The organism is Halosimplex salinum (assembly GCF_003730195.1).
Lineage (GTDB): Archaea > Halobacteriota > Halobacteria > Halobacteriales > Haloarculaceae > Halosimplex > Halosimplex salinum.
On the sequence record NZ_QWGG01000011.1, the window covers coordinates 71,677 to 93,396 of the forward strand.

The following is a 21,720-nucleotide window of genomic DNA, read 5'->3' on the forward strand; positions in this document are numbered from 1 at the left end:
CCTATCACATATTCAACTACTGTGACTGATCCGCTCCCATTCGATGCTGTCCGCGAACTCGACGTCGACGGGACGACGTACAAGATAGCCGATCTTCGAGCACTCGAAGAACAGGGCCTCTGTGACCTCGACACGCTCCCGGTGAGCATCCGTATCCTCCTCGAGTCGGTGCTCCGAAACGCCAACGGCGAAACCGTTACTGCGGCGGATGTCAGGAATGCTGCTGGCTGGGAGCCAGACGTACCGGACGCAGAGGTTCCGTTCTCTCCATCACGAGTCGTCCTACAGGATCTCACCGGCGTGCCCGCGGTCGTCGACCTGGCGGCCCTTCGATCCGAAGTCGACCGCAAAGACCGGGATCCTACCCTGGTCGAACCGGAGATTCCTATTGATCTCGTGATCGACCACAGCGTCCAGGTCGACTACTTCGACTCCGAGGACGCCTACGAAAAGAACGTCGAACTGGAGTACGAGCGAAACGCCGAACGGTATCGCGCGATCAAGTGGGCGCAGAACGCCTTCGAGAACTTCAACGTCGTCCCGCCGGGAACCGGTATCGTCCACCAGGTGAATCTCGAGCATCTGGGTCGGGTCGTCCACGCCCGCGAGCAAAACGGCGAGAACTGGCTCCTGCCGGACACGCTCGTCGGCACGGACAGCCACACCCCGATGATCGGTGGCATCGGTGTGGTCGGGTGGGGCGTCGGCGGCATCGAAGCGGAAGCGGCGATGCTCGGTCAGCCGGTCACGATGAAACTCCCCGAGGTCGTCGGCGTCCGTCTCGAAGGCGAATTACCCGAGGGTGCGACGGCGACGGATCTCGTGCTCCACATTACCGAACGGCTCCGCGAGGTCGGCGTCGTCGACCGGTTCGTGGAATTCTTCGGTCCTGGTGTGGAGAACCTCACAGTCCCCGACCGGGCCACGATCGCCAATATGGCGCCCGAACAGGGCTCGACGATCAGTATGTTCCCGGTCGACGAGCAGACGCTCGAGTATCTCGAACTCACCGGGCGTGATCCCGACCACGTCGACCTCGTTCGCGAGTACCTCGAATCTCAAGGTCTATTCGGGGAACAGGAACCAGAATATACTGAGGTCATCGAGTTCGACCTCTCGACAGTCGAACCGAGTCTAGCCGGACACAAGCGGCCACAGGACCGGATTCCGATGGGGGACGTTAAACAGAGCTTCCGGGGACTTCTCCACGGGGAGTTCGAGGACGACCTCGATGATGTCGACGAGGACGCATTGCAGCGGTGGCTCGGTGAGGGTGGTACAGCTGGTGCGGAGACCGATGGCGGCGTTCAGGTTGAACCCGAATCGGAACTGCACCCGTTAACCAAACGCGTCGAGGTCGACCTCGACGGTGAGACGGTCGAAATTGGACACGGAGATGTCCTCGTCAGCGCCATCACGAGCTGTACGAACACGTCGAACCCGTCGGTGATGATCGCTGCTGGACTGCTCGCCCAGAACGCCGTCGAGAAAGGCCTGGACATCCCGCCGTACGTCAAGACGAGTCTCGCACCGGGTAGCCGTGTCGTCACGCAGTATCTCGAAGAATCGGGGCTGCTTCCGTATCTCGAAGAGCTCGGGTACGCCGTCGTCGGTTACGGCTGTACCACCTGTATCGGCAACGCCGGACCACTTCCCGACCCGATCGAACAGGCCATCGACGACCACGACCTCTGGACGACGAGCGTTCTCTCCGGGAACCGGAACTTCGAGGCGCGTATCCACCCGAAGATCCGCGCAAACTACCTCGCAAGTCCGCCGCTCGTCGTCGCCTACGGACTCGCAGGACGGATGGATATCGATCTCGAACACGAGCCGCTGGGCACCGACGCTGAGGGTAACCCAGTCTATCTGGCGGACATCTGGCCGGACGCAGCGGACGTACAGGCCACAATCCACGAGAACGTCTCTCCGGAGATGTTCGAGGAGAAGTACGCCTCCGTGTTCGAGGGCGATGAGCGATGGGCTGCTCTCGACGCGCCCACGGGTGACGTCTACGAGTGGGATGAGGACTCGACGTACATCCGTGAACCGCCGTTCTTCAAGGACTTCCCGGTAGAGAAACCCGGCGTCGCCGATATCGAGGACGCACGCTGTCTACTGAGGCTCGGCGATACTGTTACGACCGACCACATCAGTCCAGCCGGCCCGTTCGGTCCCGACCTCCCCGCAGGTCAGTGGCTGCTCGATCACGGTGTCGAGCCACACGAGTTCAACACCTACGGCGCACGTCGGGGCAATCACGAGGTGATGATGCGGGGGACGTTCGCCAACGTCCGAATCGAGAACGAGATGCTCGACGACGTCGAGGGTGGCTACACGATCCACCACCCGACCGACGAACAAGCCACGGTGTTCGAAGCTAGTCGACGCTATCGGGACGAGGGGATACCGCTCGTCGTGATGGCTGGCGAGGAGTTCGGAACTGGGTCTAGCCGGGACTGGGCGGCGAAAGGAACGGACCTGCTCGGTGTTCGCGCAACCATCGCCGGGAGTTATGAGCGCATCTATCGCGACAACCTCGTTGGCATGGGTGTGCTCCCCCTACAGTTCGATGATGGCGACTCGTGGGAATCTCTCGGTCTGGATGGGTCGGAAGTCTTCACGATCTACGGTCTCGATGAGGGGCTCGATGTGATGGACGAACTGACCGTTATCGCCGAGCGCGCGGACGGGTCGACTGTCGAGTTCCCGGTCACAGCACAGGTCGGCACGCCGGCCGCCGTGACCTATATCGAACACGGCGGCATCCTCCACTACGTCCTTAGACGGCTCCTCATGCGATAATCTCTCTCAACTGACTCTATTTCTGGAAGCACAAGCAACACGAAAAACTTTGAGTCCAAATTAGCGTTTCAATCGTGCGTAGACTCTGTTCGGATGATGCCCGCTACGTTATCCATCTGAGCTGAAACGTGTGCGCTCTCACCAGCAACATGCGTAATTAAATCGTCCAGAGTGATCATCCCGATAACGCTCCCGTCTTCAACAACCGGGACGTGTCGAGCACCCGCTTCGTTCATTTGTCTCAGGACTTTTGGAATCTCAGCATCTGCTGGCACAGTAAGTGGGTCACGCGTCATCACGTCAGCAGCTCGTACGTCGTCTCCACTCGTCTCGGCTGTGAGCACACTTAACTCGCTTTCCTCGGTGAGCAGGTTAGCAATCAGGTCTCGATCGGTGATGATACCAGAGATCTGATCGGATTCTTCGACGACCACGTACCTGGCACACCGCGATTGGGAGATCATCGTGTGAGCGATCTCGGCAACCGTGGCGTCAGGCGTGACACGGGCGACCGACTCATCAGCAATACGACCAATATCCATCCGGAGGTCAGTTGGTCTGGTACCCATGCTAATCAGTACGACTCATAACAGGAAATAGCTTAGCATCAGCTGGTCGTCATAGAAATCCTCCACTCTTCAACCGTGAGAGACGACAATCTCCAAACTTTGTGAAGTTACAAAAAGTGTTACCAGCTACGCCACTATCCAAGAGCGCTGGCTTTTATAATCTAGTCTCAATAAGTAAAGAGAAATGTACGATACGGTTTTGCTCTCGACTGACGGGACAGTTGCTTCTGAGGAAGCTGAATCCCATGCTATCGCGCTAGCAGAGGCCCATAATGCCGATCTCCATGTTCTGTATGTAGTCGATGAGGACGTCGTAACAGCATACAGCGGTGACGAGTACGTTGATGAAGCCGAAGGCCCAGAACATGGCCTCGAAGAACTTGGAACGGAAACAATCGCAGACATCCAATATAAAGCGAAGGAGGTCGGTGTCAATGTTGTCAAAGCAATTGAGCACGGCCGACCGGCTGAGACGATTGTACGGTATGCTGATGCCGAAGATATGGATCTACTTGTACTTGGAACGAAACACCGGCCGGAAGAATACCGGGCCTTGCTCGGAAGCGTGACCGACCGCGTCCTTCGATTGACGACCCGCCCAGCGACCGTCGTGAAGACGGAAGTCGACGAATAGGGGAAGAACAGTCAGTAACGGCCGCCGTCAGGCGTGAGTCGGGCGCGCCGGCGTTCGAACTCCTCGTCGTCGATTTCGCCGCGAGCGTACCGTTCCTGGAGGACAGCGAGTGCGCTATCCTCGGTGGGGCCGTCCGATGGCGACCGCGTTGTCAGCCAGTAGACGATGTAGACGGGAAGGGCGATCAGAAGTGCCATCCACAGCAAACCGATCAACATCATCCCCCAGCTCCATATTCCCCACCCGGCCATGTGACCATCATTCCACATCCCGTCATGCCAGTCCCACATCACTGTATCTGGAACAGCAGCGTGCGTCAGAGTCATTCCAATGATGACGGCTAGCGTCAGTGCTCCGATGACGATGAGTCCCAGAGAACGAATCCCGCGTGCTTGAATTGGATTTTGCATTATTGTACTCCTGAAGAGAGTTCGGCGTGGTTAGCCGAGGATGTATTCGAGGGCGGGGTAGCGCTCAACGAGCGTCTCGCCACCGACGTCGTAGTTCTCGATGTACTGGTCGAGGCCCAGGATGCGGCCCGCGGCGAACGCGGCGACCGCGAGGAACACGAGCATGTACGCGAAGTCCCCGTTGATGAACCCGTGGCTCATGTCCCAGTTCCCGAAGTAGAACATGAGCATCATGAGCGCGCCGAAGAACGCCGCGAGGCGGACGAACGCGCCGACGAGCAGGCCGAGGCCGATGAACAGCTCGCCCCACGGGACGGCCACGTTCGCGAACTCGACGAACCACGGCGTACTCCCCATCCACGCGAACATCCCCGCGAGCGGGTTGCCGTTCGTCGCCGCGACGTTCGTGAGGTAACCGCCCGCGGCGAACTCGCCGGTGATCTTCGTGAACCCGGAGTACGCGAACGCGTAGCCCATCATGAGACGGAGCGCGAGCACGAACCACGCACTGAGACTGTGAACTTTCCCGCCGACGGTCAGACCGCCGACTCTGCTCTCGAGCTGATTCATGCCGGAGTCGAGTGTGGACATAGTTATTGCACCTTCAACTATCAGTACGGAGGCAGAGACGATATAACGGCGAGCCGGCGTTCTGGGTCAGAAAATCGGCGGGCTATATTACGCTCCTGTCGCGAGTAGAGACGTGTGACTGAGGAGGCCGACCCGTCGGAAATCTTCGCGACACTCGACGACGAGTACGCCCGCGACATCCTCGTGGCGACGAAGACCGACCGCCTGTCTGCGAAGGAGCTCAGCGAGGAATGTGACATGTCACGCCCGACCGTCTCGCGCCGTGTCACCCGCCTCGTCGAGCAGGGCCTCCTCGAGGAGTATACGCACGTCGACCCCGGGGGACGGCACTACAGCGAGTATGAGGCGCGCCTCGAACGCATCGAAATCCTCCTGCAGGCGGAGGGCTTCGACGTCAACATCGACATCCAGCCTGACCCCGCCGACCGGATTACGACCATCTTCGAGGAAATGCGGGGAGACTGAATCATGGACCACACGCTATTCGTCATCGGCAAACTGTTCACGACCGCGTTAGCACTGGTCATCGCATATCAGGCCTATCGCGGGTACCAACGACATCACACGCAGTTACTCCTGTACGTCGCCGCCGGCTTCGCATTGGTCGGGCTTGGCGGCCTCCTTGAAGGCGTCCTCTTCGAACTCCTCCAGGTGTCGATCTTCGAAGCAGGATTCGTCGCAGCACTCGTCACCGCAGCCGGGATGCTGTCTATCCTCTACGCCCTGTATGCCCCGAATCCATAAGGATTCAGGACGCCCATTCGACAAGCGGCCTCTGCGCGTCGTGCCCGGTTCGAAGCCGCTACTGTTCGGACTCCCCTCGTTCTCGATAGTGTAGCGTCGCAGTGGGAGTTATATCCATATCGGTCGTACCATATCGTATGATTCGAACACTCGTCGGTGTCCTCGGCGCTATCTCAGCGCTGTTCCCGGACGAAATCGTCGAGCTCTTCGAGAAACTCGCCATTTCGAATCCAGACGAGGGAACAGTGAGAGGGTGGATACGTCCAGCAGTCCGGTCGGAGGGTGTTCTGATAGCTGCGCTTTCACTCTTTAACGGGCGAGCATACGCATTGCTGATGAATCTTACCGGCGTGTTCGGTGCGATAGTCCTCTTATTCCCCGACCTGTATCAGAGATTTGCCACCGCGTTCCTGTACGAGCGTCCAGAGTCGATAGAATGGAACGAGCGATTCCGCTTGGGCATTCGGGCTATCGGCGCACTCTATGTCTTTTTAGCGGCGAAGACGTACAGGGAGCGTCACAACGATACTTGAGCCTTCTCGCTATTGACACCTGGCGCATCCGATGTCTAGTTCGTTACGGCCGCAGGTATCACTTTGAATCTAAAGTTTGAGTCCCACGATATCAGTATGTTCGAAGGGGAAATCCGCTAAAGAGAGGAGGCCGTGTGTATCCCTGTATGACGACGACGATCATCGTGGAAGGCATGACGTGCGGTCACTGTGAGCAGACGGTCGAAGAGGCCCTCGAAGAGGTATCCGGCGTGACTGACGTGACCGTCGACAGGGAGAGCGAACAGGCGAGCGTCGATGGTGAGGCAAATGTCACAGCTCTCGTGGAGGCCGTCGAAGACGCCGGGTACACCGCTTACGCCTGAGAATCGCGCGGACCACTCCGAGACAACGGCCAACCGTTGTCTTTGAAGCTTCGCTACGCTGGTCCTGCTGTACAGTTTCAGTGGGGAAGATTCAGGGGGCCAGCGGATCCACCTCTACAGAGAATATGGGCTATGGACGACCACAAAGATACAAATGAGAATCCCCCTGGAGGGGAACACCAGCAGGACGACAGCAGTCACCAGCACGAACACGGCGAGCAGGATGAATCGGACGCCGAGTCGGACGAGCAGCGGGTAGAACAGGAGCTACTGGAAGAAGAGGCACACCCTGCTGCGGAGAGTGAGACGGTGCTCGACGAGCAGCACGAGCACGCTGGACACGAGGGCGAAGGACACGACCACGGTTCCCATGAGGGCCACGGTGAGGGGCATGGCGGGATGCACGAGGGCCACGAGCAGATGTTCCGCCGGCGCTTCTTCGTCTCGACGCTCCTGTCGATCCCAGTCCTGCTATACAGCGAAATGCTGCAGGAGTGGCTCGGGTTCTCCGTCCCCGCGTTCCCGGGCAGCGAGTGGATCAACCCCGTCTTCGCGGTCATCGTCTTCGCGTACGGTGGGATGCCGTTCCTCCAGATGGCGGTGCCGGAGCTGAAAGACCGGTCGCCGGGGATGATGACGTTGATCTCGATGGCGATCACCGTCGCGTTCGTCTACAGTCTCGCGAGCGTGGTCTTCCCGACGCAGTCTGCGTTTTTCTGGGAACTCGTCACGCTGATCGACATCATGCTGCTGGGCCACTGGATCGAGATGCGGTCGGTCCGGCGGGCCTCCAGCGCGGTCGACGAACTGGCGAAACTGATGCCAGACACCGCCGAGCGTATTACCGACGACGGAGAAACCGAGGAGGTTCCCGTCAGGGAGCTCTCGGAAGGCGATCTCGTGCTCGTCCGGCCGGGCGCAAGTGTCCCTGCTGACGGCACCGTCGAGGAAGGTGATTCGGACGTCAACGAGTCGATGATCACTGGCGAGTCCAAGCCCGTCTCGAAGGAGCCTGGCGACGAGGTCATCGGCGGCACCATCAACGGCGATGGTAGTCTCCGCGTCCGTGTTGGCGCGACGGGCGAGGAGACGACGCTGGCGGGCATCATGCGTCTCGTCGAGGAAGCCCAGCAGAGCAAGTCCAAGACGCAGGTACTGGCCGACCGGGCGGCAGGCTGGCTGTTCTACGTCGCGCTCGGGGCGGCAGTCGTGACGGCGATTGCGTGGACCGTCGCGGTCTCGTTCGACGCGACCGTCATCGAGCGAGTCGTGACGGTGCTCGTCATCGCCTGCCCGCACGCCCTCGGGCTCGCCATTCCGCTGGTCGTCGCGATCAACACGTCGCTCGCCGCTCGCAACGGGATGCTCGTTCGCGACCGCATCGCGATGGAAGACGCACGGAATCTGGACGCGATCATCTTCGACAAGACAGGGACGCTTACCGAGGGCGAACACGGCGTCGTGGATATGGCGACCGTCAACGGCGTCGACGAGGACGACGCGCTCGGGCTGGCGGCAGCCGTCGAGAGTGACTCCGAACACATGATCGCGCGAGCGATTCGCGAGGCCGCCGACGAGCGAGACCTAACTACTCCCGACGCGACCGCCTTCGAGGCGATCAAAGGGCGAGGGGTTCGCGCAAACGTCGATGGAAACGAGGTGTACGTCGGTGGGCCGAACCTGTTGACCCAGCTCGATAGCGAGATCCCCGCCCATCTCCAGCGCTTCGCTGACGAGGCGGGACAGAACGCTCAAACGGTGGTGTATCTCGTTCGTGACAGTGAGTTGATCGCCGCGTTCGCGATGGCCGACGTAATCCGTGAAGAGAGTTTCCGCGTCGTCGACGCCCTCCACGATCTGGGAATCGAAGTGGCGATGCTGACTGGCGACTCCCAGGACGTCGCCAACGCTGTCGCTGACGAACTGGGCATCGACACGGTGTTCGCCGAGGTCCTCCCTGAAGACAAAGACGAGAAAGTCCAGGAACTCCAAGACCAGGGGAAGCTCGTGGGGATGGTTGGTGACGGTGTAAACGATGCGCCGGCGCTGACGCGAGCCGACGTCGGGATCGCCATCGGGAGCGGCACCGACGTCGCCGTCCAGTCGGCGGATGTCATTCTCGTGCAGAACAACCCGATGGATGTAGTGCGACTCGTGAAACTCAGTAAGGCGAGCTACCGGAAGATGCAGGAGAACATCGTCTGGGCCGCCGGCTACAACGTGTTCGCGATTCCGCTCGCAGCAGGCGTGTTGGCACCGATCGGGATTCTGCTGTCTCCCGCTGTGGGTGCGCTTCTGATGTCGTTGAGTACAGTAATCGTCGCCATCAACGCGCAACTGCTCCGCCGGGTGGATCTATCCATCCCCGAGCTTCCAGGAGTGACACCATCCACTAGCACCCAAACTGCAGACTGAAACTCTGCCTGATCGCTTTAGGAGGGGTTTTTCGATTGCATACGGTTGGTATTCGGAATCAGAAAATCGGTGCAGTTTGGATAGATGGCACTCTGTAAACCGATTTAACGGGCTATAGATGCCAGTTTTCCCACTCACGCCGCGCCTCTTCTTGAGAAGCTGGTTGTCCTCACACGAGTTATCTCAGCATAGTTGATTCCAGAATCTCCCGACCAGTTTCTCACCCTCAACGTCGAGCAGGATGATTGAGTCATCATCAATGAAGGTGTTAGCTATGAGTGAACGAAGCGTAGCTGCGAGACTTACAGAGTACTTGTTTGTGCTGACCGATTCAACAGCAGCGGTTCCTGCGCAAAGAGGATGGGATCGCGCCGCTTGTGTGACTGGCTGATGGGATAGCTCACATGACTTCTCAGGAGCACCGATTGACCGACGCCTACCTTGTCGGGTTGACACTCACAGAGGCACTCAAAGCCGATCAGTCCCTCTGCACGGCTCTTCGAACTCTGGAGGGGCCGTTCGATTCGCTCAATGACGGCTACCCAGAGTGGCATCCAGCACCGCACTCGTTCGAGGGGATGGTACGCTTGTTACTCTACCGCGAACTCACTGGCGAAAGCTACCGTTCGCTCGCCCAGTATCCCGAACTCGCAGTTGTCTTCGACTTGGAGAAAATCCCCGACGAATCGGTGCTCTCGCGGACCTGGCGTAACCGGTTCGACGAGGCGACCCGGGAGTTCGTCACCACAGCCGCCCACTACGTCATCAAGGAAGTCCACGATCGCGACATCTCAGCGCCGGAGGTGCGGCCTAAGGCAGAGATCGTCGACGATGAGCAAGAAGCCGCAGATCCAGTAGAAGACAAATCCTTCTCACAGGAGGAGATCATCCAGACAACGCGCCTCGCGCGTGATCACGCCTTCGGTCACTTCGACTCTGGTCGGGCGTCGAACGCCTCGTACGAGGACACACAATTCTTTGAGCTACAGACGTTCATGGGGATGGTCCACTGTGGAACTGCGCAGGGAGCGACTCGCTTCCAATATCGCCATGGCGAAGAGTACAGCCCCCATGGTGATACCCACCTCCGCGCCGTCAAGCAGTTCGATCCCGAAGAACTCGTGAACGGATTCAACGAGACAACGGATCGCTTGCTCTCCGTGATCGCCTCGGAAGCATCCTTTCGAAGGCCGGTCACCGCTGCAATCGATATCACGACTATTCCCTATTACGGAGAGGTCGAAGGAATGCCGATGGTCAGCGGGACCAAGGACAGAGACGGTCGAGCATTCAAATTCGCAACCCTCTCGATCATCGGGCAGAACATCCCGCTCGTTCTGGCGGTTGAGCCGGTCCGTGAGAGTTCCGAGTGGGATGAGAACCCGTCGAATCAGATCCATCGTACTGTGCGACGGCTCGTTCGACGAGCGAAAGAACAAGTTCCGATCGAGACGGTGCTGTGTGATCGAGAGTTTGACTCGATACAAGTGTTCCAGACACTCTCAAACCTCGATGTGAACTACCTCATTCCGAAGCGAGTCTCAAGCTCCGAACGGGATGTGCTCGAACAAATGGAGGGAGACGACCAAGAGGTGGCTGTTGAGTCGGCTTCTATCCATGTAGAATCTGGATCGCATCCAATGCGGCTCCTGTACGTGCCGTCGACGAGTGGGGAGGGAACGGCCGTCTTCGCGACGAATCTACGAGTCGGTCCTGAGGAAGCCGAGACATTCTGTCAGCGCTACAGCCGCCGGTGGCAGATCGAGAGTGAGTACAAATCGATCAAAGGTGATTTTCTCGCGAAGACCTCCTCGAAAGACTACCGCATTCGTTTGTTCTACTTCGTTTTCGCGGTCCTCTTGTACAATATCTGGCGGCTCACCGACTTCCTGCTGAAAGCGAGTGTGGGAGGTGAGATGGACTACGCACCTGTGATTACTGCGGGTGAGTGTGTTGAGCTCGTTGCCTCGTCGTTGATTCCACACGACTAACCGGCTGATCCCCCTGAGTCCGCCGTTTGGGAGTGACAACCCTAATCAGGAGCGGCAGAATCTACGCAATTTCGCACGTCCGCCCAGTAGATGCGATCGGTAAGGATCCAAATCAGGACTGGTCGGTGAGAAGAACCACGAAGTGATGTTAATTCGATCTGAAACTGGGCTATCCTCCGAAACTGTGAGCGTCACAAGCCGAATTTGGATATAGCGCTATACAGTTTATTCCTGTGGTGTATTATTTTGATGGGTATTGTCCGTTTGCCGTTTTCCCACGTGGAAAACAGTAGAGGACAACCTATAAGTAAATCGAACGAAACGCTCTATCCACCGAAACCATCAGACTTAGAATCGCTACTGCACGGAGCACGTCCACTCCTGCTGGCGATTTCACTCGCGCTCACACTCGAGTCTCTCACTGACCGAGACGACTACACGAACACTATGACCGAGACGACCGACACTCCACGCTACAGCACGATGGACCTCGAGGACGCCGAGATCTTCTACCACGACGAGATTACGCCGCAGATGCGCGCCGAGGGCCTCGCTCCTGAGCACGAAACCCCCACCTATTCGTGGCTCGAATCGCATTTTCCGGGATTCATCAAACATCTCTCGCGGCGATTCGACCTCTCACCGGGTGACTTCTACGAGAAGATCGACGTTCCGGTTGAGTCCAAGCCGGAGGAGGGGCCGTTTGACTTCGTCGACGACGATGAGACGCGTACCGCCCTCGAAGACTATCTCGTCGAGCTGCGCGATCGGCAGGGACGGGCGGAGTCGACGGTCGCCACACGCCGCTCTGCGCTCCGTCTGTACGTCCGGACGTACAAGGACGTCAATGGCACCGATGATCTGCTTGGACCGCTTCACGACGACGCTTCGCGGGCCGACGAGATGGATCGCGTCGCGGATACGTTCGACGTCCTGCGTCGCCGCGAGGATACGCTGACAACGCACGCGTCGCGACGGAAGTACGTCCAGGAAGTTCGGCAGTTCTACACCCATCAGGTGACGTTCAAGCGTGCACGTCACAACCCAACCGATCAGCTGGAACGTCGCTTTGGGTGGGATTCGACGCCTGAGTGGGACAATCAGGCTCTTGAGGCTGATCAGATACGAACACTCTATCAGACAGCCACCGATCCGGTCGACCGCCTCATCGTGATTGGGGTCTGCGGGTGGGGGCTTCGACCGAGCGAGGTTGCGTCGCTACGCGTTGACCAGCTGGTTCTCGACCCACCAGAAGACGATACGGAGGCCGGACCGTACATCGAATTCGGGAGTGAGCGGAAGAACGGACCCGGGACGGTCGCACTCCTCACAGGTGTTGAAGATGCAACCGCACGGATCGACACCGTCGTTGAGGAGGCCGGCGACGACTGGATGGGCGCTGTGTTCCCGTCTTCGTCGGCGGAGAGCGGGCACCTGTCGACGTCGACGGTTCGACGTCGATTCAAGAACCTCGCAGAACGCGCTGGAGTGGCTGTCGATGGGGAGGTCCCGACGCCGAAGATGGGGCGACGATATTGGTACACGGCATACGGAGAGGCGGTACGTCGTGTGGCCGAGCGGTTTGCAGATGTCGCTGAGGAGCAGGGGTCGAAGTCAGCGGAGGTCGTGTTGGATAACTATCTCTCAGAAGCGGAGAAGCGCCGACATCGCCGCGAGGAGATGCGAGAGGATCTTGAGGGCTTATTCACAAAAGAAACCGCTGTCCAGTGAGTAGGGTTCGGATACGCTAAGACCTGAAACAGAGGAATACGAGCTCCTTCTCTCGATTTTGTGAATAGATCCGACGGGAGCAGTCAGTCAATCTCAAGCTCTTCTTTCAGCTGAGGGCTCTGGAGTCCGGCCCGAAAGACGGCGTTGAAGAAGTCCTTGTTCTTCGAGAGATCCTCGCCGTGTGCGGCGAAATACTCGGTATCGAGCTCCTTGTACTTCACACGCATCTCCTGATAGACGCTTTCGTAGAGATAGACGTTCACGTTGTGAAGGTCGCGAACAACAAGACCCTTCGCGTCTGCGTCAAGGGCCATCTGTCGGACAGTCTCCCCCTCGGCTTGCATAGCAGTGTCGTCGATCTCATCTGCTGTGTCTGGTATATCTGAGGTATCTGCCATATCTTCAGCATCTTCGACATCGGACGTGGTGGATGAGGATTCGTCGTCAGAGGTATCTTCTATATCTGAGGTATCTGATGTATCTGGGGTGTCTGCGTCTTCCGCAGTATTGGACGTAATGGATGCCGATTCTTCGTCGGCTGTATCTGAGGTATCTTCTGTGTCTTTCGTCTTTGTACCGCCGCCTCGAACTTCGTCCATACTCCAAACGTCGCTTTTCCGCTCCTCGAGTTCGTCGTCGCCGTCATTGCTGCTCATGCTTCCACCTCCGTAGTGTGACGTTCGAGCATTTTCGCGATCTCGGTGTAGGCTTCGCGTGCGTCCTCGGTCTTCGCGTCGTCCTCGTGAAGGAAGATAGAGACGCCGTTGTTCCAAGCACGCCGGATAGCGACGCGCTCAGGCACCTGGAAGACGTCGTATGGAGCGTCATTGAAGAACTCGATCATCTGCTTGGTATCGTTGTTCTGGACGCTCTCGACAGCGTTGATGACAATCCCAAGGATGTCGATGGTATCGATCTGGCCCGGGAAACTGTTTGAGAGATAGGCGATTTCCTCGTTCATCTTCTCGATCGCACGGATGGAACGTCGGGTTGGTTCAACAGGGATGAGGACTTGTTCGGCAGTGAGGAGGGCATTATCAAGGATTTGACTGAGATCAGGCGGGCAGTCAATGAGGATGAAGTCATAGTCGTGGTCAAGCTCGTCGACGGCAATTTTGAGTCGCATTTCGCTGTTTGCGACCTGGGTGACGAGCATATCTTTGAGCCCGTCCATTGCTTTATTGGACGGAATGACGTCAAATTCGTCGTGATGCTCGATGATCTCATTGATCTCCTCGGTGCGTGTTGGTTCGACCATCACTTGGTGGAGTGATGGTATCTTCTGATCGTAGAGGTCACGGAAGCCCGTGCCTTCGGTGAGGGTTCCCTGCGGGTCGGCATCGATGAGGAGGACATCGTGGCCTTGGTTCGCGAGCGCACCACCGAGGTTGATGGTGGTAGTGGTCTTTCCGACCCCACCAGCTTGATTTGAGATGGCGATTATCTGCGTCATGTGTCCTATGTATCTGAGGCGTCTGATATAATTGTTTGTCAGACGTACCTGCTATATCTTATGTATCTGAGATGGATGATTGAGTGAAGAGGCGGGTTGAGAGAGTCTCGAGGGATTCCTATCTGGTGTATCTGAGATGTCTGACGTATCTACCTCTACACCGCAAACTCGCCATCTCACTTCTATATCTGAGATAACTGACGGTTCGTTCGTAAGTAGCGGGACTGAGGTAACTGATGTATCTGAGAGTTCTGAGAATAAGCCAATTGGATCAGTAGTGGCTCACTCCGCTTACTGATATATCTGCTATATCTGAGGTTACGGATGTACCAAACGTGATAAATCTTTGATGACGGCATATCTGATGTATCTGAGGGAAACGGTGTGTGATAATGGTGGTGGACTGGGAAATCCCAATTGATTGGATATCTCCACTGGCGGAACAAATAGGTGTATCCCGAATTAGCATCCCTGTATGAGCGAACGAGAACGGCCGCTACAGCAGAATGAGGCGTATTCAGAGCTGTATGAAATAATGCGAAGTGACCAGTCTCTGTTTGAACGGTTCGAAGCCGTCCTTCAGCTTGGCGTTGAGTATTTTGGAGTTGACCAAGGGTACATCACACAGATCGATCAAGAAACGAATGAGTGGACGGCGATCGTCAGTACCGACTCCTCAGATGGCCTAGTTCCTCCCGGTCTTGAACTCGATCTCACGACGTCATACTGTCGACGGACTGTCCAAGAAGAAAAGATCGTCTCGTTCGCAGATGCTATCGAAGCAGGGTGGGAAGACGACCCTGCCTTCCAAACACACCAACTCAGCTGTTATCATGGGGCTCCAATCGTCGTCGACGATGAACCATTTGGGACGGTGTGTTTCTCATCGCGAGATCCGCGGGCAGAAGCCTTCTCAGAAGCCGAAAAGTCATTCACGTATTTGATTGCCCAGATGGTAGGCTATGAGATTGAGCAGCGGAACTACGAAAGAGATCTCGCGGAACAGGAACAAACACTCGAGGAACGACGAGAGATTTATCGAGCCGTCATCGATGCTAGCTTCGATTTACTGTTTCGCATCGATCTCGATGGGGAATTCACCTACCACTCGCCGGGAGTTGAGGAGATGCTGGGGTATACTGCTGATGAGCTCAACGGACATCCCTTCACGGTTGTCCTTCCGGATATAGAGACAGAGGAAGCCGCGTGGGGATTATTCGAACGGGTGTTAGCTGGTGAAACTGTCGAGGAGACATACCTCCCGCTCGAAACGAAATCTGGTGAGGTCATCTATGCTGACATCCGGGTCACGCCGATATACGGTGCTGATGTGCCACAGGCAAACCAAACGCCAGCCGATATCGTTGCAGTCCAGGGGATGACGCGAGATGCGACAGACCGGAAGCGGCGCGATCGACTGATCAGCGTGATTCATCGGGTACTTCGGCACAACCTCCGGAATGATATGGGGGTTATTCGAGGATATGCTGAACTCTTGGAGGAAACGGTGGATGATGACGACGTAGAACTAGCCCAGCGAATTCATAATACAGCCGACCGGCTAATCGATCTCAGCGAGACAGTACAGAAACTCGAGGAGAATATCGACTCCCCACCGCAGCTTGAACCGATTGATGTTGTGCCTCTTGTCACCCGAGTTGTTACTCAGATTGATGAGGCGCACTCTGACGCCTCGATTACGATCGACGCCTCTGATACTGCCGTTGCACAAACCGCTCCACGATTAGAGACGGCGATTTGGGAGCTCGTCGATAACGCAGCTACGCACGCCGGCGATACACCGACTATCGAGGTTGAGGTGTGTGTCACTGCCAACGATGTTGTGATTCGTGTCATAGACGATGGACCTGGACTACCCGACCTAGAGCGGTCGGTGCTTCTTTCGGGTGAAGAGACACCCCTAGTCCATGGCAAACGACTGGGGATCTGGCTCGTCTACTGGATCGTGACGAGTCTTGATGGTGAACTCGATGTACTAGAGGATCGACCGGGTGCAGCCATCGAGATCCAACTGCCGGCAGCTTCGTGAATGCTTGCGTGCTCAAACCGAGTTACTGATGATAGAGCCGCCAGAGCCAGCCAGGTGTTGACGCAGTGATTTCGTCGATAACTGACGTCCACGGGTGGTTGCCGTGGAACGCCCGGGCATAGGGAGCCGAAACGTCCGCTGTCTCACTTACAAGGAGCAATGAGCCGAAGAGAGCGTATTCAGGGAGGAACGCAACGTCGCTCCACCAGTATCGAGGGCGAAGATATCCGAGAGGCCGCCACAAACGGTGAGATCGAAGCGCAGCCAGCTCCTCGTCGGTAACACCGAGTTCACGAACGGCCGTCGGTGTGATCCCGCCTCGACGCGTTCCGTGAGCAAGGACGCCCTCCAAGAGTATCTTCGTATGCTGTCTCTCCGCGAGATGAGTCAAGAAGTCGTACTGTAGCTCAGTGGCGAAATGTGCTTGCGTACGGACTGACACTGCCTGCTCGAAACCTTCCTGCAGGTACGGGTGTTTCCACGTTGGTGAGTCGAACTGGTGCTGATACGCGTGGCACAACTCCGACGCTAAATACGTGTACGCCGTCGTCTCGGGGAGCTGCCCTGGGCTCACGCCGATTCTGCCCGTCCGCGCGGAATATCGCCCGCCGATGAACACGAGCGTTAATGAGGCCGGCAGATCGCTCGTGAAAAGTGCGAGACGCTCCCTACGCGAACAGTCGTACACAAGATGTTCACGCCACATCTCGCGGTACGGTGTGGAATCGACATCGAGAAGGTCGTCGTAAAATCGCGTGAGTTCATCGAAGCGTTCGTGAAGGTCAGCCTCGCTTGCGAGAGGACCATCGGAACTCTGTAGGAGTGAATCGGTTAGGGGTGGTGCGTCCGGGTACTCCTTCCGGTACGCATCAACAGCATCTGAACAAATTGACCGTAGCTGTTCGAAGAACGCCTCGTCGTGCATCTGAATGGATATAATGGTGGAGGGGAGTAACCTTCGTTCGATAGGTTGGATCGGCTGTTTAAGCGTATCTATGCAGGAGCGGACTCTGCGGGTTCGACGTACTGGTACTCCCACTCGCGTCGAGCCTCAATTTCACGACGGCCACGACGCGTGAGCGTATAGACGTTCGTTCGCCGGTCTTTCTCGCCTTTCTCGACGAGTCCCTTCTCAACAAGCGTGTCGAGGTTCGGGTAGAGTCGGCCGTGATGGATCTCTTTCTCGTAGTAGTCTTCGAGTTCCTCCTTGATGGCGAGGCCGTGGGGCTCATCAAGGCCAGCAATCACGTACAGGAGGTCCCGTTGGAATCCGGTCAGGTCGTGCATCGTCCCGCTCCCTGATACGAAGTGCTATCCCATACGTCTGTTGTCCTGCAGATGGCGGTAAAACCTCTGCAAGCGCCGAATCGGATACCTGTATGTTTATACAGAGGACGGGAGAAGTGCCGCTGCGTATGACAGACCTGATCGTCAAATCGGCTGTAAAAGAAGCGCTCAATGACCACAACGTCTCGGCGGATTTCTACGAAGCACTGGACGACGAAGTAACTGAAGTGCTCGAAGATGCAGCCCGGCGTGCCGAGGAAAACGATCGGAAAACTGTCCAGCCCCGCGACCTCTAGCTCGGCTGGAAAGTACTACACCCATTGCTCGAATTCACCCACCTGTTTTTAAGACACTCGTGACTGGTAGATATCTCTATGAGTATGACAGCGGAGTCAATTCAAGTCGAGAACGTCGTTGCCTCATCCGATATCGGTCAAGAACTCGACCTCGAAACGCTCTCTGGAGACTTAGGAGCGACCGACTACGATCCCGATAACTTCCCGGGACTCGTCTATCGGATGCACGATCCCAAAGCTGCAGCACTCATATTCCGCTCGGGAAAAGTCGTCTGTACGGGAGCAAACAGCGTTGACGACGTGACGAATGCGCTTAACCACGTCTTCGACGAACTCCGCAAGTTGGGGGTCGATGTCGTAGCCTCGCCAGAGATTGAAATCCAGAATATTGTCTCAAGTGGGGATCTCGACCACACCCTCAATTTGAACGCCATCGCGATCGGTCTGGGCCTCGAAAGCGTCGAATACGAACCTGAACAGTTCCCGGGGCTTGTCTACCGACTCGATGACCCGGACGTGGTCGCACTCCTCTTTGGAAGTGGGAAACTCGTCATCACTGGTGGAACACAACTCGATGACGCTGAAAAAGCCCTGGTAAACATCGAAGACCGACTCAACGATCTTGGATTACTGAGCTAATCTGATTTCTCGATAGAATCCATCGAAGTGGTCGGCCGGAGACAGATGAGAATGGGGGCGGTAGATGATAGTGTTCAGATGTCAGCAGGAGATTGGGAGACGCCACTACTACTTGTGACGTCCCCGCTGTTGTCTTCCTCAACCGATTCGAAGTCCGTTGTATCGTCGCCTTCTACTCCGAGTGCGTTGCACGCTTCGGTCGAATCAGCATCCATTTGGAGATGATCGAAGCGAAGGGATTCCTTCTCGCAGAGCCAGCAGTCACACTTCTCAAAGGGAATCTCTTCTTTGCTCGTCGGGTAGCCCTCGTCGATAATTGTGGCGGCGATGTGCTTGCCTTTCTCGAGAAGGTCCTGGACGCGCCCCGGGTCGGGACCGAAGCCATCAATGCCAGCACTCTCCGGTGGCCACGTCCGAACTTCGAGATCGGACTTCGCGAGGTACACGATCTGGCCCTGAGACGCACCAAGCGCCTTCATATAGAGATTGATCTGATCTAGATGGCGCTCGATGGGTGGATTGAACCGATACCAGTTTGCTCGCGACTTGTAGTCGTAGACAGTGTTGGTGCCGGGCTCGTACAGGTCGGCATGGCCGATAATCGTGAGCCCATCCATCTCCATCTCGATTGCGACTTCGCTCTGGGTTTCGACGTCAAGGTCCGGGGTGACCTCGTTTTCCATAAACTCGTGGATGGTGGTTCCCGTGTGGAAGGTACCAAGCGCGTCGGTATGGTCGAGAAGACCGAGTTTTGAGTTGTAGCATTGGCGGGGGCACTTCGCGAGCTGACTCGGGTGGAAGGTGTAGGGGTCGAGCTCGGTGTGGCTATGCTCGTTGTTGAGCTGGATGAGTGTGGACTGGATTGCGGACTCGAAGTCGATCATAGCGAATCTCCTCTTCGAACGGCGTCGCAGCGATGGATGCGAGGCCCGTTCGTCGGTATGCGGGCGAAAAACAAGACTAATTCAATATTTTGAACTAGGATTCAAAACAGTAATGGTGCTGGAGATCCGAATACGTGTATGAGCGACTCTGGAACCACGGATCACACGGCAAAGGTCGCCCGGATTCGGGAGGTTGCGATGACGGTTCGTGAACCAAAGAATGCGGGAGAGATAGCTGAGGCTGCTGGTGTTGCCCGAAACACGGCTGAAAAGTATCTCACGCAACTGGTCGAAGCGGATAAACTCGCGACGATCCAGCGAGGCCGCGAGACCCGCTACTATCCAGATCCAGTCACCCAGTATTTCGATCAGATCCGTGACCTCGTCAACGACCATCGAAAAGACGAACTCACGGCTGAATTAGATGCAATCCGGGACGATATCGACGAGTGGAAAGAGGAGTACGATGTGGAGTCCGCTGACGAACTTCGGGCGACCGTCGGTGATGATATTCCGGCATCCGAACGCCAGCAGCGGCGCCACGACGCGGAGGATTGGGACTACTATGAGCACCAAGCGATGCTCATTAAGCAGGCGATTCAGCTCTATGATACGATTGAGGCGACTCGTGAGAGTCGTATTGCCTCCGCCAACTGACTCGGTGACAGTAAAATGGGAAATCCACCGATTTCTGGAGACACGCATCTCCACCGATACGAGGTCCACAAACGGGTTACAAATCGACTTCAACGGGAAGCTGGCGTGACGACCGTAGAAGCCAAACCAAGTCCGATGCGGCCAGTCCGTCTCGTAGCGACCCTCGATCGCGCGGTCTTTTTTGACCAAAACACGGATGCTGGCGACGCGACACTTGAATTCGAGTGGCGCCCCCATTCCAAGCGCGATGAGTTCCGCATTCAGTATAATGAACCGGGGACCCCGTGGTCATGTGGCTGGCATCAAGACAAAACCCACGAGAAGCTCGGCCCAAGCCATTTCCAAGTTGACCACGAAGCGTGGCCAGCACCGCACCGTGAGTCTGCATCCTTCACAGACTCGAATCCGATGGCAATCCTCGAAACTTGCCTCACTGAGCTTCGTGACCGTGTCCCGAGTCTCCCGGACAGCGTTCGCCCGAGTCCGTAGGTCGCTACGCGATGGGTTCGGCGACGACAGTGTCGTGCTTGAGGTAGGAGATTTTGCGTTGGTCGTCGGTATCGAACTCGATGATATCGGCCTCAAAGAGAAGATTGAGGTCGCGACTGACGCCGGAGACGTCGCGATCGAGGTCATCGGCGAGGGCGAGGACGAACTTGATGTCACCTTCACGGATGCGGGAGATGAGTTGCTGGCGCTTCTCTGTGAGGACCTTCTTGGCGGTCTCTCGGGCGGTGACGAGGACGTCCTCGAAACCGCTGGTAGCGAGGGCACGGGCCAGTCGGGACCGTAGTTCAGCGTCCCCGTCTGCGTTGGTGTGGCGGTTGGGGCCGTCGTCTTGTGTTGTAGTCAGACCGCAACAAAAACGGGTGTTTCGACGTACCCAATCAGTAGCGCGTGTCGCGAGGTCGCCGCCCGCGAAGGCGGCGCGGTGTCTTCCCCGGAGGCTTCGGCGACGGAGTGTTACGATCGACATAACTGTCCCAGTGCTCGACCGCGAAGCGACCGTCGTGTGTTTCGTAAATATAGCCCACGTACTCCCGGTAGGTCGGCGAGTAGAGCGTCTCTTTTCGCGTGAACCGGAACTTCGCGTCGGCGTTCGGCTTGCTCTCTTGATCCTCGGTGATTCGCTTGTCCTGGTAGGCATAGCTGTAGCCGTCTCGTTCCTGCTCGCGACACCATCCGTCGATGAACGCTTCGAGGGCGTCCTCTGGGCTGTCGCCGATGAATCTGTCTCGTGGCATCTGTCTGTGGGTGGTTAGGCGGTGATCTGGTGGTCGTCGACGGTCATCCAGATGTTCTCGTCGGGGCCGCGGCGTTCGTGAACAACCTCGAAGCCGTTGTCGGCTTCAATAGTACGAATAACGATGCGATGCTCGGTGTCGTTCCGGTGGCTTGCCATCGCGATCCCTCGGTCGTAGCGCGTTTTTGTCCACGTACAGAGCGTGGTTTCACCTCGGTGAACGAGTGGGTGAACTTCCTCGAGATCCGCGGCCTGCCAGTCGTCGCCTGCGCCAACGCGCTGCTCGTGGACGACGTCGGTTTGGAGGCGGTCGGGCCATTCGCGGATGACGACGCGATGGGACTGGTCGTTCGAGTCGATGGTGACGTTGGTCGTAGTGTCGACCATCGTCGACCAGTGGCAGAGGATCTTCGTCGGGAGGTGTGTGGACATAGTTCGATCGAA

The 21,720-nt window shown here is 57.1% G+C and carries 24 protein-coding genes; 13 read left to right on the plus strand and 11 right to left on the minus strand.

Features of this window, described 5'->3' with window-relative positions; all coding sequences use genetic code 11:
• Window positions 1-21: 21 nt before the first annotated feature.
• Window positions 22-2,805: an aconitate hydratase AcnA gene (gene acnA, locus D1409_RS20940; RefSeq protein WP_123538930.1), complete on the plus strand. Its 2,784-nt coding sequence runs from the start codon at window positions 22-24 to the stop codon at window positions 2,803-2,805.
• 68 nt (window positions 2,806-2,873) lie between these two features.
• Here acnA and D1409_RS20945 read toward each other — a convergent pair whose 3' ends face one another.
• Window positions 2,874-3,374: a CBS domain-containing protein gene (locus D1409_RS20945; RefSeq protein ID WP_004594590.1), complete on the minus strand. Its 501-nt coding sequence runs from the start codon at window positions 3,372-3,374 to the stop codon at window positions 2,874-2,876.
• A gap of 184 nt (window positions 3,375-3,558) precedes the next feature.
• Between D1409_RS20945 and D1409_RS20950 the strand changes: the two genes are divergently transcribed.
• On the plus strand, window positions 3,559-4,008 hold the full coding sequence (locus tag D1409_RS20950) for a universal stress protein (RefSeq protein WP_092817280.1): 450 nt from the start codon (window positions 3,559-3,561) through the stop codon (window positions 4,006-4,008).
• An 11-nt stretch (window positions 4,009-4,019) separates the two neighbouring features.
• Here D1409_RS20950 and D1409_RS20955 read toward each other — a convergent pair whose 3' ends face one another.
• Both D1409_RS20955 and D1409_RS20960 read right to left on the minus strand, forming a co-directional pair.
• Window positions 4,020-4,418, minus strand: coding sequence for an SHOCT domain-containing protein (locus tag D1409_RS20955; protein ID WP_049986209.1), 399 nt, complete (start codon window positions 4,416-4,418; stop codon window positions 4,020-4,022).
• A gap of 30 nt (window positions 4,419-4,448) precedes the next feature.
• Entirely contained in the window at window positions 4,449-5,009 is a 561-nt protein-coding gene (locus D1409_RS20960) for a DoxX family protein (protein ID WP_092817279.1), read from the minus strand.
• A 114-nt stretch (window positions 5,010-5,123) separates the two neighbouring features.
• On the opposite strand from D1409_RS20960, the gene D1409_RS20965 reads away from it, so the two are divergent.
• From D1409_RS20965 to D1409_RS20995, 7 genes are all read left to right on the plus strand, one after another.
• Window positions 5,124-5,474, plus strand: a complete 351-nt coding sequence (locus D1409_RS20965; protein ID WP_092817278.1) for an ArsR/SmtB family transcription factor — start codon at window positions 5,124-5,126, stop codon at window positions 5,472-5,474.
• Window positions 5,475-5,477: 3 nt separating this feature from the next.
• The gene (locus tag D1409_RS20970; RefSeq protein ID WP_004594584.1) at window positions 5,478-5,753 is read left to right on the plus strand and encodes a DUF7521 family protein; all 276 of its coding nucleotides are present in this window, start codon (window positions 5,478-5,480) and stop codon (window positions 5,751-5,753) included.
• Between the two features lie 137 nt (window positions 5,754-5,890).
• Window positions 5,891-6,286, plus strand: a complete 396-nt coding sequence (locus D1409_RS20975) for a hypothetical protein (protein WP_004594583.1) — start codon at window positions 5,891-5,893, stop codon at window positions 6,284-6,286.
• A 146-nt stretch (window positions 6,287-6,432) separates the two neighbouring features.
• Window positions 6,433-6,630 (plus strand): heavy-metal-associated domain-containing protein, encoded by a 198-nt coding sequence (locus D1409_RS20980; protein ID WP_004594582.1) that lies wholly within the window; start codon window positions 6,433-6,435, stop codon window positions 6,628-6,630.
• Window positions 6,631-6,762: 132 nt separating this feature from the next.
• A complete protein-coding gene (locus D1409_RS20985) occupies window positions 6,763-9,045 on the plus strand; it encodes a copper-translocating P-type ATPase (RefSeq protein WP_095638026.1) in 2,283 nt (760 codons plus the stop codon).
• A 404-nt stretch (window positions 9,046-9,449) separates the two neighbouring features.
• Window positions 9,450-11,036 carry a transposase gene (locus D1409_RS20990; RefSeq protein ID WP_095638025.1) on the plus strand — a complete coding sequence of 529 codons (1,587 nt, stop codon included), beginning with the start codon at window positions 9,450-9,452 and terminating at the stop codon, window positions 11,034-11,036.
• Window positions 11,037-11,483: 447 nt separating this feature from the next.
• Window positions 11,484-12,767 (plus strand): tyrosine-type recombinase/integrase, encoded by a 1,284-nt coding sequence (locus tag D1409_RS20995; RefSeq protein WP_123538931.1) that lies wholly within the window; start codon window positions 11,484-11,486, stop codon window positions 12,765-12,767.
• Window positions 12,768-12,850: 83 nt separating this feature from the next.
• On the opposite strand, the gene D1409_RS24895 is transcribed toward D1409_RS20995, so the two are convergent.
• Both D1409_RS24895 and D1409_RS21005 read right to left on the minus strand, forming a co-directional pair.
• On the minus strand, window positions 12,851-13,423 hold the full coding sequence (locus tag D1409_RS24895; RefSeq protein WP_164471830.1) for a hypothetical protein: 573 nt from the start codon (window positions 13,421-13,423) through the stop codon (window positions 12,851-12,853).
• The gene (locus tag D1409_RS21005; RefSeq protein WP_123538933.1) at window positions 13,420-14,220 is read right to left on the minus strand and encodes a ParA family protein; all 801 of its coding nucleotides are present in this window, start codon (window positions 14,218-14,220) and stop codon (window positions 13,420-13,422) included. Before D1409_RS21005 ends, D1409_RS24895 begins: the two co-directional genes overlap by 4 nt.
• 475 nt (window positions 14,221-14,695) lie before the next feature.
• Between D1409_RS21005 and D1409_RS21010 the strand changes: the two genes are divergently transcribed.
• Complete coding sequence (locus D1409_RS21010) at window positions 14,696-16,270, plus strand: PAS domain S-box protein (protein ID WP_123538934.1); 1,575 nt, start codon at window positions 14,696-14,698, stop codon at window positions 16,268-16,270.
• A 22-nt stretch (window positions 16,271-16,292) separates the two neighbouring features.
• Here the strand turns inward: D1409_RS21010 and D1409_RS21015 are convergent, their stop codons facing one another.
• Complete coding sequence (locus tag D1409_RS21015) at window positions 16,293-17,195, minus strand: hypothetical protein (RefSeq protein WP_123538935.1); 903 nt, start codon at window positions 17,193-17,195, stop codon at window positions 16,293-16,295.
• Between the two features lie 68 nt (window positions 17,196-17,263).
• Window positions 17,264-17,557 carry a PadR family transcriptional regulator gene (locus D1409_RS21020; RefSeq protein WP_089768627.1) on the minus strand — a complete coding sequence of 98 codons (294 nt, stop codon included), beginning with the start codon at window positions 17,555-17,557 and terminating at the stop codon, window positions 17,264-17,266.
• 128 nt (window positions 17,558-17,685) lie between these two features.
• Here D1409_RS21020 and D1409_RS21025 point away from each other — a divergent pair, with 128 nt between their 5' ends.
• Window positions 17,686-17,853 (plus strand): DUF1931 domain-containing protein, encoded by a 168-nt coding sequence (locus D1409_RS21025; RefSeq protein WP_123538936.1) that lies wholly within the window; start codon window positions 17,686-17,688, stop codon window positions 17,851-17,853.
• A 78-nt stretch (window positions 17,854-17,931) separates the two neighbouring features.
• Complete coding sequence (locus D1409_RS21030) at window positions 17,932-18,492, plus strand: TATA-box-binding protein (RefSeq protein WP_123538937.1); 561 nt, start codon at window positions 17,932-17,934, stop codon at window positions 18,490-18,492.
• A 74-nt stretch (window positions 18,493-18,566) separates the two neighbouring features.
• On the opposite strand, the gene D1409_RS21035 is transcribed toward D1409_RS21030, so the two are convergent.
• Complete coding sequence (locus tag D1409_RS21035) at window positions 18,567-19,376, minus strand: PD-(D/E)XK nuclease family protein (RefSeq protein WP_206425149.1); 810 nt, start codon at window positions 19,374-19,376, stop codon at window positions 18,567-18,569.
• A 138-nt stretch (window positions 19,377-19,514) separates the two neighbouring features.
• Between D1409_RS21035 and D1409_RS21040 the strand changes: the two genes are divergently transcribed.
• Entirely contained in the window at window positions 19,515-20,033 is a 519-nt protein-coding gene (locus D1409_RS21040; protein ID WP_123538938.1) for an ArsR/SmtB family transcription factor, read from the plus strand.
• 493 nt (window positions 20,034-20,526) lie between these two features.
• Here the strand turns inward: D1409_RS21040 and D1409_RS25855 are convergent, their stop codons facing one another.
• Genes D1409_RS25855 through D1409_RS21060 form a run of 3 tightly spaced genes read right to left on the minus strand, consistent with a single transcriptional unit; the run spans window position 20,527 to window position 21,708 of the window.
• Window positions 20,527-21,009 (minus strand): HVO_A0114 family putative DNA-binding protein, encoded by a 483-nt coding sequence (locus tag D1409_RS25855; protein ID WP_449404909.1) that lies wholly within the window; start codon window positions 21,007-21,009, stop codon window positions 20,527-20,529.
• Window positions 20,921-21,277, minus strand: coding sequence for a hypothetical protein (locus tag D1409_RS21055; RefSeq protein WP_123538940.1), 357 nt, complete (start codon window positions 21,275-21,277; stop codon window positions 20,921-20,923). Before D1409_RS21055 ends, D1409_RS25855 begins: the two co-directional genes overlap by 89 nt.
• A 14-nt stretch (window positions 21,278-21,291) precedes the next feature.
• A complete protein-coding gene (locus D1409_RS21060; protein ID WP_123538941.1) occupies window positions 21,292-21,708 on the minus strand; it encodes a hypothetical protein in 417 nt (138 codons plus the stop codon).
• Window positions 21,709-21,720 lie beyond the last annotated feature (12 nt).

What these genes read in the sequence shown, in the direction of transcription:
- D1409_RS20945 (WP_004594590.1), bottom strand. Translation starts at nt 3,374, where the DNA reads ATGGGTACCAGACCAACTGACCTCCGGATGGATATTGGTCGTATTGCT.
- D1409_RS20950 (WP_092817280.1), top strand. Translation starts at nt 3,559, where the DNA reads ATGTACGATACGGTTTTGCTCTCGACTGACGGGACAGTTGCTTCTGAG.
- D1409_RS20955 (WP_049986209.1), bottom strand. Translation starts at nt 4,418, where the DNA reads ATGCAAAATCCAATTCAAGCACGCGGGATTCGTTCTCTGGGACTCATC.
- D1409_RS20960 (WP_092817279.1), bottom strand. Translation starts at nt 5,009, where the DNA reads ATGTCCACACTCGACTCCGGCATGAATCAGCTCGAGAGCAGAGTCGGC.
- D1409_RS20970 (WP_004594584.1), top strand. Translation starts at nt 5,478, where the DNA reads ATGGACCACACGCTATTCGTCATCGGCAAACTGTTCACGACCGCGTTA.
- D1409_RS20975 (WP_004594583.1), top strand. Translation starts at nt 5,891, where the DNA reads ATGATTCGAACACTCGTCGGTGTCCTCGGCGCTATCTCAGCGCTGTTC.
- D1409_RS20980 (WP_004594582.1), top strand. Translation starts at nt 6,433, where the DNA reads ATGACGACGACGATCATCGTGGAAGGCATGACGTGCGGTCACTGTGAG.
- D1409_RS20985 (WP_095638026.1), top strand. Translation starts at nt 6,763, where the DNA reads ATGGACGACCACAAAGATACAAATGAGAATCCCCCTGGAGGGGAACAC.
- D1409_RS20990 (WP_095638025.1), top strand. Translation starts at nt 9,450, where the DNA reads ATGACTTCTCAGGAGCACCGATTGACCGACGCCTACCTTGTCGGGTTG.
- D1409_RS20995 (WP_123538931.1), top strand. Translation starts at nt 11,484, where the DNA reads ATGACCGAGACGACCGACACTCCACGCTACAGCACGATGGACCTCGAG.
- D1409_RS24895 (WP_164471830.1), bottom strand. Translation starts at nt 13,423, where the DNA reads ATGAGCAGCAATGACGGCGACGACGAACTCGAGGAGCGGAAAAGCGAC.
- D1409_RS21005 (WP_123538933.1), bottom strand. Translation starts at nt 14,220, where the DNA reads ATGACGCAGATAATCGCCATCTCAAATCAAGCTGGTGGGGTCGGAAAG.
- D1409_RS21010 (WP_123538934.1), top strand. Translation starts at nt 14,696, where the DNA reads ATGAGCGAACGAGAACGGCCGCTACAGCAGAATGAGGCGTATTCAGAG.
- D1409_RS21015 (WP_123538935.1), bottom strand. Translation starts at nt 17,195, where the DNA reads ATGCACGACGAGGCGTTCTTCGAACAGCTACGGTCAATTTGTTCAGAT.
- D1409_RS21020 (WP_089768627.1), bottom strand. Translation starts at nt 17,557, where the DNA reads ATGCACGACCTGACCGGATTCCAACGGGACCTCCTGTACGTGATTGCT.
- D1409_RS21025 (WP_123538936.1), top strand. Translation starts at nt 17,686, where the DNA reads ATGACAGACCTGATCGTCAAATCGGCTGTAAAAGAAGCGCTCAATGAC.
- D1409_RS21030 (WP_123538937.1), top strand. Translation starts at nt 17,932, where the DNA reads ATGAGTATGACAGCGGAGTCAATTCAAGTCGAGAACGTCGTTGCCTCA.
- D1409_RS21035 (WP_206425149.1), bottom strand. Translation starts at nt 19,376, where the DNA reads ATGATCGACTTCGAGTCCGCAATCCAGTCCACACTCATCCAGCTCAAC.
- D1409_RS21040 (WP_123538938.1), top strand. Translation starts at nt 19,515, where the DNA reads ATGAGCGACTCTGGAACCACGGATCACACGGCAAAGGTCGCCCGGATT.
- D1409_RS25855 (WP_449404909.1), bottom strand. Translation starts at nt 21,009, where the DNA reads ATGTCGATCGTAACACTCCGTCGCCGAAGCCTCCGGGGAAGACACCGC.
- D1409_RS21055 (WP_123538940.1), bottom strand. Translation starts at nt 21,277, where the DNA reads ATGCCACGAGACAGATTCATCGGCGACAGCCCAGAGGACGCCCTCGAA.
- D1409_RS21060 (WP_123538941.1), bottom strand. Translation starts at nt 21,708, where the DNA reads ATGTCCACACACCTCCCGACGAAGATCCTCTGCCACTGGTCGACGATG.